The sequence below is a fragment of the Rothia sp. HMSC065C12 genome (assembly GCF_001812085.1).
In the GTDB taxonomy this organism is placed as follows: domain Bacteria; phylum Actinomycetota; class Actinomycetes; order Actinomycetales; family Micrococcaceae; genus Rothia; species Rothia mucilaginosa.
On record NZ_KV807679.1, the window covers coordinates 80,265 to 80,701 of the forward strand.

General features: G+C 67.5%; 1 pseudogene. It reads left to right on the forward strand.

Annotation, left to right across the window (positions count from 1 at the left end):
- Positions 1-437 (forward strand): annotated as a pseudogene (locus HMPREF2836_RS09450) (hypothetical protein); the annotation flags it as partial.

A 437-nucleotide genomic window follows, 5' to 3' on the forward strand; every position in this document is an offset into this window, starting at 1 on the left:
CCCCTGCCGGAAGCAACCGTTGGCGTGAACCCCACCGACGCTCCCACCGTGGCACCCCTGCCTGAGGCAACTATCGGTGTAAACCCCACCGATGCACCCACCGTAGCTCCCCTGCCCGAGGCACCTATCGGTGTAAACCCCACCGATGCACCCACCGTGGCACCCCTGCCGGAAGCAACCGTAGGTGTGAACCCGACCGACGCGCCCACCGTGGCACCCCTGCCGGAAGCAACCGTTGGCGTGAACCCGACCGACGCACCCACCGTAGCTCCCCTGCCTGAGGCAACTATCGGTGTAAACCCCACCGATGCGCCCACCGTGGCACCTCTGCCCGAGGCAACCGTTGGTGTAAACCCGACCGATGCGCCCACCGTGGCACCCCTGCCCGAAGCAACCGTTGGCGTGAACCCGACCGACGCGCCGACGGTTCCTGCGCT